The organism is Burkholderia sp. Tr-20390 (assembly GCF_017104595.1).
Taxonomy (GTDB): domain Bacteria; phylum Pseudomonadota; class Gammaproteobacteria; order Burkholderiales; family Burkholderiaceae; genus Burkholderia.
In genome coordinates this window covers 36997-45382 of the sequence record NZ_JAAGPC010000063.1, presented here as the reverse complement: position 1 = coordinate 45382, position 8386 = coordinate 36997, and the positions used below count along the sequence as shown (strand labels likewise).

At 66.4% G+C, this 8386-nt stretch carries 5 protein-coding genes and 1 pseudogene; 1 reads left to right on the top strand and 5 read right to left on the bottom strand.

Going from position 1 to position 8386, the window contains the following annotated elements:
• The 4 genes and pseudogenes from G3N98_RS18940 to G3N98_RS18925 form a co-directional block, all read right to left on the bottom strand.
• Positions 1-239: pseudogene (locus tag G3N98_RS18940) on the bottom strand (multidrug transporter); the annotation flags it as partial.
• Positions 240-241: 2 nt separating this feature from the next.
• Positions 242-3433: an efflux RND transporter permease subunit gene (locus tag G3N98_RS18935; protein ID WP_206148899.1), complete on the bottom strand. Its 3192-nt coding sequence runs from the start codon at positions 3431-3433 to the stop codon at positions 242-244.
• Between the two features lie 15 nt (positions 3434-3448).
• Positions 3449-4705 carry an efflux RND transporter periplasmic adaptor subunit gene (locus tag G3N98_RS18930; RefSeq protein WP_206148898.1) on the bottom strand — a complete coding sequence of 419 codons (1257 nt, stop codon included), beginning with the start codon at positions 4703-4705 and terminating at the stop codon, positions 3449-3451.
• Positions 4706-4934: 229 nt separating this feature from the next.
• The gene (locus tag G3N98_RS18925) at positions 4935-5819 is read right to left on the bottom strand and encodes a LysR family transcriptional regulator (protein ID WP_175239072.1); all 885 of its coding nucleotides are present in this window, start codon (positions 5817-5819) and stop codon (positions 4935-4937) included.
• Positions 5820-6415: 596 nt separating this feature from the next.
• On the opposite strand from G3N98_RS18925, the gene G3N98_RS18920 reads away from it, so the two are divergent.
• Positions 6416-7396 (top strand): AraC family transcriptional regulator, encoded by a 981-nt coding sequence (locus G3N98_RS18920; RefSeq protein WP_206148897.1) that lies wholly within the window; start codon positions 6416-6418, stop codon positions 7394-7396.
• A gap of 9 nt (positions 7397-7405) precedes the next feature.
• On the opposite strand, the gene G3N98_RS18915 is transcribed toward G3N98_RS18920, so the two are convergent.
• The gene (locus tag G3N98_RS18915) at positions 7406-8353 is read right to left on the bottom strand and encodes a LysR substrate-binding domain-containing protein (protein WP_206148896.1); all 948 of its coding nucleotides are present in this window, start codon (positions 8351-8353) and stop codon (positions 7406-7408) included.
• Positions 8354-8386 lie beyond the last annotated feature (33 nt).

The window sequence follows — 8386 nt, the reverse complement described above, 5'->3', positions numbered from 1 at the left end:
ATCAGCCGCTGCAGGCGCGGATCGACGAAGAACTCGCGCCAGCCGATGGCGGTCGCAGCTTGCCCGTTCGCGCTGCGCGCGCCGGCCGCACCCGGCTGCGTCGCGTAGACGCCGCCGGCCGGGTACGCCTGCGCGACGGGTGCGTCGGGCCGCTTGTAATGCGGCGCCATCGTGCAGCCCGTGGCGAACAACGCGGCAGCCAGGGCAGCCGCGGTCGTAGTCAAAGCGTGTTTTTGCATCGTTACTGCCCCTTCGAATCGTGTGCGTCGTCGTGACCGCGCTGCAGGTCGCCCTGCACGAGACGCCATGCGTCGTCGACGTTTTCCGTCTCGCCGCTGAAGATCGCGCGAACCCGCACGAAGAACATGGGGATCATGAAGATCGCGAGGAACGTCGCCGTGATCATCCCGCCGATCACGCCCGTACCGATTGCGTGCTGGCTCGCCGAGCCCGCGCCGTTGCTGATCGCGAGCGGCAGCACGCCGAGCATGAACGCGAGCGACGTCATCAGGATCGGACGCAGCCGCAGGCGCGCCGCCTCGATCGCCGCGCGCACCGGCCCCATGTTTCCGCCAGCCTGCAACTCGCGCGCGAACTCGACGATCAGGATCGCGTTCTTCGCGGACAGGCCCACGGTCGTCAGCAGGCCGACCTGGAAGAACACGTCGTTCTCGAGACCGCGCAGCATCGTCGCGAGCAGCGCGCCGACCACGCCGAGCGGCACCACCATGATCACCGAGAACGGGATCGACCAGCTTTCATACAGCGCCGCGAGACACAGGAACACGACGAGGATCGAGATCGCGTACAGGATCGGCGCCTGCGAGCCGGACTGGATTTCCTGGAACGACAGGCCCGTCCACGAATAGCCGATCCCTTCCGGCAGCTTGCTCGCGAGCGCTTCCATCGCCGCCATCGCCTGCCCGGTCGACTTGCCTTGCGCGGCCTGCCCCTGGATCTCGATCGACGACACGCCGTTGTAGCGTTCGAGCTTCGGCGAACCGTAGCTCCAGTGGCCGGTCGCGAACGCGCTGAACGGCACCATGCCGCCCGTGCTGTTGCGCACGTACCAGATGTTCATGTCTTCCGGCGTCATCCGGAACGGCGCATCCGACTGCACATACACCTTCTTGATCCGGCCATCCGTATCCAGGAAGTTGTTCACGTACTGCGACGCCCACGCGATCGAGAACGTCTGGTCGATCGCAGCGGCCGTCACGCCGAGCGCATTCGCCTTCTCGCGGTCGATGTCGACCTTGTACTGCGGCGTATCGTTCAGGCCGTTCGGGCGCACGAGTGCCAGCGCGGGATCCTTCGCGGCCATCCCGAGCAGCTGCCCGCGCGCGGCCATCAGCGCTTCGTGGCCGAGACCGGCGTTGTCCGTCAGCTCGAAGTCGAAGCCGGCAGCGGTGCCGAGCTCGGGAATCGACGGCGGGTTGAACGGGATCACCATCGCGTCCTTGTACTGCGCGTAGTGCGCGAACGTCCGGCCGATCAGCGCCTGCACCTTCTGGTCCGAACGCTGGCGATGCTCGTACGGTTTCAGCTTCACGAACACGAGACCGGCGTTCTGGCCGCGGCCCGCAAAGCTGAAGCCGTTAACGGTGAACACCGAGTCGACCACATCCTTCTCGGTGGTGGTCAGGTACGTGTTGATGTTGTCTAGCGTCTTGCCGGTCGTTTCCTGCGTGGAGCCGGACGGCGTCTGCACGATCATGAACATGTAGCCCTGGTCTTCATCCGGCAGGAACGATTTCGGCAGGCGCACGAACATCACGCCGACCGCGATGAACACGGCCAGGTAGATCACGAGCCAGCGGCCCGAGCGCCGGATCACGTGGTGCACGCCGCTCGTGTAGCGATCGCGACTGCGGTCGAACGTCCGGTTGAACCAGCCGAAGAAGCCCTTCTTCTCTTCGTGATGCCCTTGCGGGATCGGCTTGAGGATCGTCGCACACAGGGCCGGCGTCAGAATCAACGCGACGAGCACCGACAGCACCATCGCCGACACGATCGTCAGCGAGAACTGACGATAGATCGCGCCGACCGACCCGCCGGAGAATGCCACCGGCACGAACACCGCCGACAGTACGAGCGCCACACCGACGAGTGCGCCGGTGATCTGGCCCATCGCCTTGCGGGTCGCCTCCTTCGGCGACAAGCCCTCCTCCGCCATCACGCGCTCGACGTTCTCCACCACCACGATCGCATCGTCCACCAGCAGGCCGATCGCGAGCACGAGGCCGAACATCGACAGCGTGTTGATCGAGAAACCGGCGACGCCCATGATCGCGAACGTGCCGAGCAGCACGACCGGCACCGCGATCGTCGGGATGATCGTCGCCCGCAGGTTCTGCAGGAACAGGTACATCACGAGGAACACGAGCACGATACCTTCGAGCAGCGTCTTGACCACTTCCTCGATCGACAGGCGCACGAACGGCGTCGTGTCGTACGGGTAGTGCACGACGAGACCGTGCGGAAAGTACTTCGACAGCTCCTGGACCTTGGCCCGCAGCGCGGTGGCGGTCGCCAGCGCGTTCGCGCCGGTCGCGAGCTGGATACCGAGGCCGGCCGTCGGCTGCCCCATGTACTTCGTGTCGAACGTGTAGTTCTCCGAACCCAGCGCCGCGCGGCCGACGTCCTTCAGGCGCACCTGTGAACCGTCCTGGTTGACCTTCAGCAGGATGTTGCCGAATTGCTCGGGCGTGCGCAGCAGCGTCGATTCGGTGATCGTCGCCTGCAGCATCGTGCCCGGCTTCGCCGGCGTGCCGCCGATCTGGCCGCCCGCGATCTGCACGTTCTGCTGCGTGATCGCGGCCGACACGTCGGTCGGCGTGAGGCTGTAGTTGGTCAGCTTGACCGGGTCGAGCCAGATGCGCATCGAGAACTGCGAACCGAGCAGCAGCGTCTGGCCGACGCCGTTCACGCGGCTGAGCGGATCGAGCACGTGCGACGCCACGTAGTTCGTCAGGTCCTCCTTCGACATGCTGCCGTCGTCGGAGTTGAACGCGAACCACATCAGCCAGTTGCTGCTCGACTTCGTGACCTGCATGCCGAGCTGCTGCACGACCTGCGGCAGGTTCGGCGTCGCGAGCGACAGCTTGTTCTGCACCTGCACCTGCGCGACGTCCGGATTCGTGCCCGGCGAGAAGGTCAGCGTGATCGTCGCGTTACCCGAGTCATCGCTCGTCGACGACATGTACAGGAAGTTGTCGAGACCGCTCATCTGCTGCTCGATCACCTGCGTCACCGTGTCTTCCACCGTTTTCGCGGAAGCGCCCGGATAGTTCGCCTGGATCTGGATCGTCGGCGGTGCGATCGTCGGATACTGCGCGATCGGCATCTTGAAGATCGATGCGACGCCGGCCAGCATCAGCACGATCGCGATCACCCACGCAAAGATCGGGCGATCGATAAAGAACTTGGCCATGAAACGGACTCCTTGTTATTGCGCGGACGACGCAGCGGTCGAACGCACGGCAGCATGGGCGACGGTGCTAGCCGGCGCGGCGCCGGACGCATTCGCGGCGCTTGCCGGTGTGCCGGACGCAGCGTCCGGCGCCGGTGCGAGCTGGGCCGCGACGGTCTTCACGGTCGCACCCGGGCGCACCTTGTCGACGCCCTGCACGATCACGTGATCGCCCGCTTGAAGACCGCCTTCGACGATCCAGTCCTGGCCGTACGTGCCGGCCGTCGTCAACGGACGTGTCTCGACCTTGTTGGCCGCGTTCACGACCAGTGCGATCGCCTGGCCCTTCTGGTCATGCGTGACGCCGATCTGCGGCACCAGGAACGCGTTCTCGTTCACGCCTTCCTCGATCCGCGCGCGCACGAACATGCCCGGCAGCAGCACGCGGCCCGGATTCCGGAAGATCGCGCGAATCGTCACCGAGCCGGTGGTCTGGTCGACCGTCACGTCCGAGAACTGCAGCTTGCCGGCTTCCGAATAGGTCTTGCCGTCCTCCAGGATCAGCGACACCTTCGCGGCGCCCGGGCCGCTCGTCTTCAGCTTGCCGCTCTGCACGTCCTGGCGCAGCTTCAGCCCGTCGAGGCTCGACTGCGTGAGGTCGACGTACACCGGATCGAGCTGCTGCACCGTCGACATCAGCGTCGCCTGGCTCGCCTGCACATACGCGCCCGGCGTCACCTGCGAGATGCCGACTCGGCCTGAAACCGGCGAGACGACATCGGTATAGCCGAGGTTGATCTGCGCGGTATCGACCGCCGCCTTGCCGGCCGCGACGTCCGCCGCGGCCTGGCCTTGCGTGGCCACCGCGTTGTCGTAGTCCTGCTTGCTGACCGCGTTCGCCGCCACCAGCACCTTGTAGCGTGCGACCAGCGCGTTCTGCGTGACGAGGTTCGCCTGTGCCCGCGCGAGCGTCGCTTTCGCGCTGTTCAGCGCGGCGACGTACGGTGCCGGGTCGATCTTGTACAGACGCTGGCCGGCCTTGACGTCGGTGCCTTCGGTGAATTCACGACGCAGCACGATGCCGTCGACCCGCGCGCGCACCTGCGCGACCAGAAACGCGCTGGTGCGGCCCGGCAGTTCGGTTACCGCCGGCACGGCCTGCGGCTGGACGGTGACGATGCCGACTTCCGGCGTTTGCGGCGGCGGTGCCGATTCTTTTTTTCCGCACGCGGCCAGGAAAACGGCAGCCGTTGCAGCAGTGATTAAGCGGTATGGAACCCGTTCGACGCGCATGGAGCGACCTCTCGCAAATAGACGACCTTCAATGGGAATCACCAGATCTCCTCGTGACCTGCACGCGCGGCCGGAATGCTGTCGCTTCCTGTTTGCCGCGAATGAGGTCACGTATTTCGGGCGTGCGTTGCGCCCTGCGGAGCGTTCGTTCGTCGAACTGCTTCCGTGGAAAAAACCATGAGCCCGCTGCCCTGGCGGGCGGGCATTGCCGCGGCTATCAACCGGGCCGCTAGCTCGCCGGCTGGAACGCGGCGCCGGCGAATTCGATGAATGCCCGTGCAGCGGCCGGCAGATGCGCGGTGCGCGCATGCGCGAGCTTCAGCGTGACGGGCGCGAGCGGACGAATCGGCGCGACGCGCACCAGCGTGCCGGCCACCAGATCGGCGTCGACGAGATACGCGGGCAGCACCGCAGCGCCCATGCCGGCCACAGCCAGCCGCCGTGCCATCTCGAGATGGCCGACACCCAAACTGCCGCCGGGCGCCGTGTCGGGTCGAAACGCAACCGCATCGTCATCGCCGGTCGCCGGCAGATCGAGCCGCACGGCCGTGATGTCCGGCCAGTCGCCCGACGCAGCCGCGCCGCCATGCGCGTCGACATAAGTCGGCGCCGCGACGCGCACGGATTCGTAGGCGGCCAGCGTGTGCAGCGCATGCGCACCTGTCACCGGCATGCCGTCGGTCAGAAACGCGACATCGATGTCTTCGGATGTCAGGTCGACATGGGCATCGGTCAGCGTGACGGTCGGCCGCACGTCCGGAAACCGGTTGACGAAACGATCGAGCAACGCGCTCAACTGGCTGAGCCCGAACGCGACCGGCGCAGCAATGCGCAACGCGCCTTCCGGCTTGCTGCCCATCGCGACGACGCGACCGTCGATCTCGTCGATCGCACCGAGAATCCGCTCGACGCGCGCGAGGTACAGCTCGCCGATTTCCGTCAGCGACTGGTGGCAGGTGCTGCGTTGAAGCAGGCGTGCGCCAAGGCGCGTCTCGAGCGCATCGACCAGCCGGCTCGCCATCGCCGTCGACACGCGCAGCCGGGTCGCCGCCCGGCGAAAGCCGCCTTCCCTTGCCACCGTCACGAATGCCCGAATCGATTGAAGTTGGTCCATTTGTCCGGATTCCCCTGCGCGGTCGACTGCGTTGACGCGCACCTCCGTCGCCGCATCGCGACCGACATGCAACGGCCCGGCCAATGCGGCTGCACCGACGCCAGCCACGCCGGGTCGGTCGGCACGCTCGCGCCAGACGCGAGCCGGCATGCAACGGACGCAAGCCGGCCTCGGCTGGCCCGATGCATGACTATTCGAATAGCAGTCCTGAGTCTTTTCCAGTGGTTCGCTGCGGCAATGCCGGCGGTATCCCCCGGCCATGCGACGGTCATACCCGTATCGCCGGAGTGCACTGGATCACGTTTGTTTCAGCAGGTGCAATGGTATGAAAACGGCCGGAAAATGGCTTGCCCGATCCTGCGATTGTTTTGCCTTAATTTCCGAATTTGTGCGCTGCACACCGCGCAGCGGCGAGCGATGCGGCCACCGGCCATGCAGATCCGGATGATCGGGCTAATTTCCCACAGGTTTAGGCAATCACGTGCAGGCGACTCGCCGTACGATGTGACCGCCGTGCCGGCACCCCTGCCGGGACACCAACCCGGAATCGCAGCCGCGCACCTTGCACTGACCACTCCGCCATCCGCTCACGCACCATGGAAATCGACGCCCGAACGCCGCCGCTACAGCGCATCACGCCCGATCACGACCCTCGGTTGCCGGCCCTGTTGCCCACGGCCCGGCTCGCCGCGCTGATCGCCGCTTATGCACCGCACGACGGCACGTTCGAGCTTCCGGTACGTGGCATGCGCATCGGACGGGCGTCCGCGTCACCGCCGCCCTGGAACCATGGCGTGCACCACGCGTGCCTGAGCATCGTCGGGCAAGGTGCGAAATCGACGCGGGTCGGCGATGAAACCTACGTGACCGACGAATCGCGGATGATGGTCGCGACAGCGGACCTGCCCGTCACCGGCCGCGTGATACGCGCGAACCCGGCCGAGCCGTTCCTTTACGTGCAACTCGATCTCGCCCCGGACCGCATCGCGGCACTCACGCCGCGCGTGTTTCCGCACGGGCTGCCGAAAGCCGCCGACTACAGCGCGCTCGACACGCACGATACGCCGCCTGAAATCGTCGACGCCGTCGTGCGCCTGATGCAATTGATCGCGCACCCCGACGACATCGACCTGCTCGCGCCGCTGATCGTCGACGAAATCCTCATCCGGCTGCTGCGGGGCCCGTCGGGCGCACGCGTCGCGCAGGTCGGCCAGGCCGATTCGACGACGCAGCGCATCTCGCGCGCCGTCGCCTGGATACGCGACCACTACCTCGACCCGATGACGGTCGAATCGCTTGCGCGGCAGGTGGACATGAGCCCGTCGACCTTCCATTACCACTTCCGTGCGGTCACGTCGATGAGCCCGTTGCAATGCCAGAAGGTGTTGCGGCTGCAGGAGGCACGCCGCCTGATGTGCCTGTCGGCGATGGATGCGCGGCAGGCGTGCCGCAGTGTCGGCTATGTGAGCGCGTCGCAGTTCAGCCGCGAATACGCGCGCCTGTTCGGCGATGCGCCGGGCCGCGATGTGCTGAAGCTGCGCGACGAAGCGGTGCCGTTATCGCGCGTCGCACCGTAGGCCGGCACCTCACGCGTGCGACGCACGCGAGCGCGTACCGCGTTTCTTCCCGCCGGCATTCGCACGCTCGGCCTGCACGGCTTCATCGATGCAGCGGACGAAGTACTCGGCCGACGACGTGAGCACCGCGCTGTCGCGGAACAACAGATAGAGGTTGCGCGCGGGCGGCTGCCCGACGAGATCGAGCGTCTTCAGCGTATCGGACGCATCTTCGCTGCGCAGTGCGAGCTGCGTCCACGCCGTCACCACGTCGCTGTTGACGGCCAGTGCGTAGAACAGCGTCTGCGATGCGCAGCGCGTCACGCGGCGCGGCACCGGCAGGCCGGCCTGCGCGAACAGCTCCGCGAGAAACGCGCGGAATTCGGCGGATGGCCCCGTATGCAGCCATTCCGCATCCTGCAGATCGGCCAGCGAAGTCGCGCCGGCCAGCTTGCCCTTGCGGCTCACCGCGAACCACATCGGAAAGGTGTCGAGATGCTCGCAGCGCACGGACGTGAAGTCCTGCGCATCCGCACCCGCACCGAGCGCGAAATCGAGCGCGCCGTTCTTCAACTGCTCGACCAGTTGCGACGGGCTGCCCTCGACGAATTCGAGCTGGACGTCGGGCATCGCGCGGCGAAAGCGGTTGTACGCAGCCGGCAGCACCGTGATGCCCGCCAGCGGTGTCATCCCGATGGCGAGCCGGCCCTGCCGGTTCTCGCGCAACTGCGCCATTTCCTCCTCGGTGCGCGCAACCTCATTGACGACCAGTTCGGCCCGCTGCAACATCGCGCGCCCCGCATCGGTCAGCGTCACGCCCGACGAACTGCGTGCGACCAGCATCAGCCCGAGTTCGTCCTCGAGATCGCGCAGCGAGCGCGTGACGGCCGGTTGCGTGAGGTGCAGGGTACGCGCGGCTTCATGGATGCTGCCCGAGCGGGCAACGGCCACGAGCGCGCGGAGCTGGTGAAGTTTCATGCGACGAATGCGGGCTATCACAAAAGGGGGCTT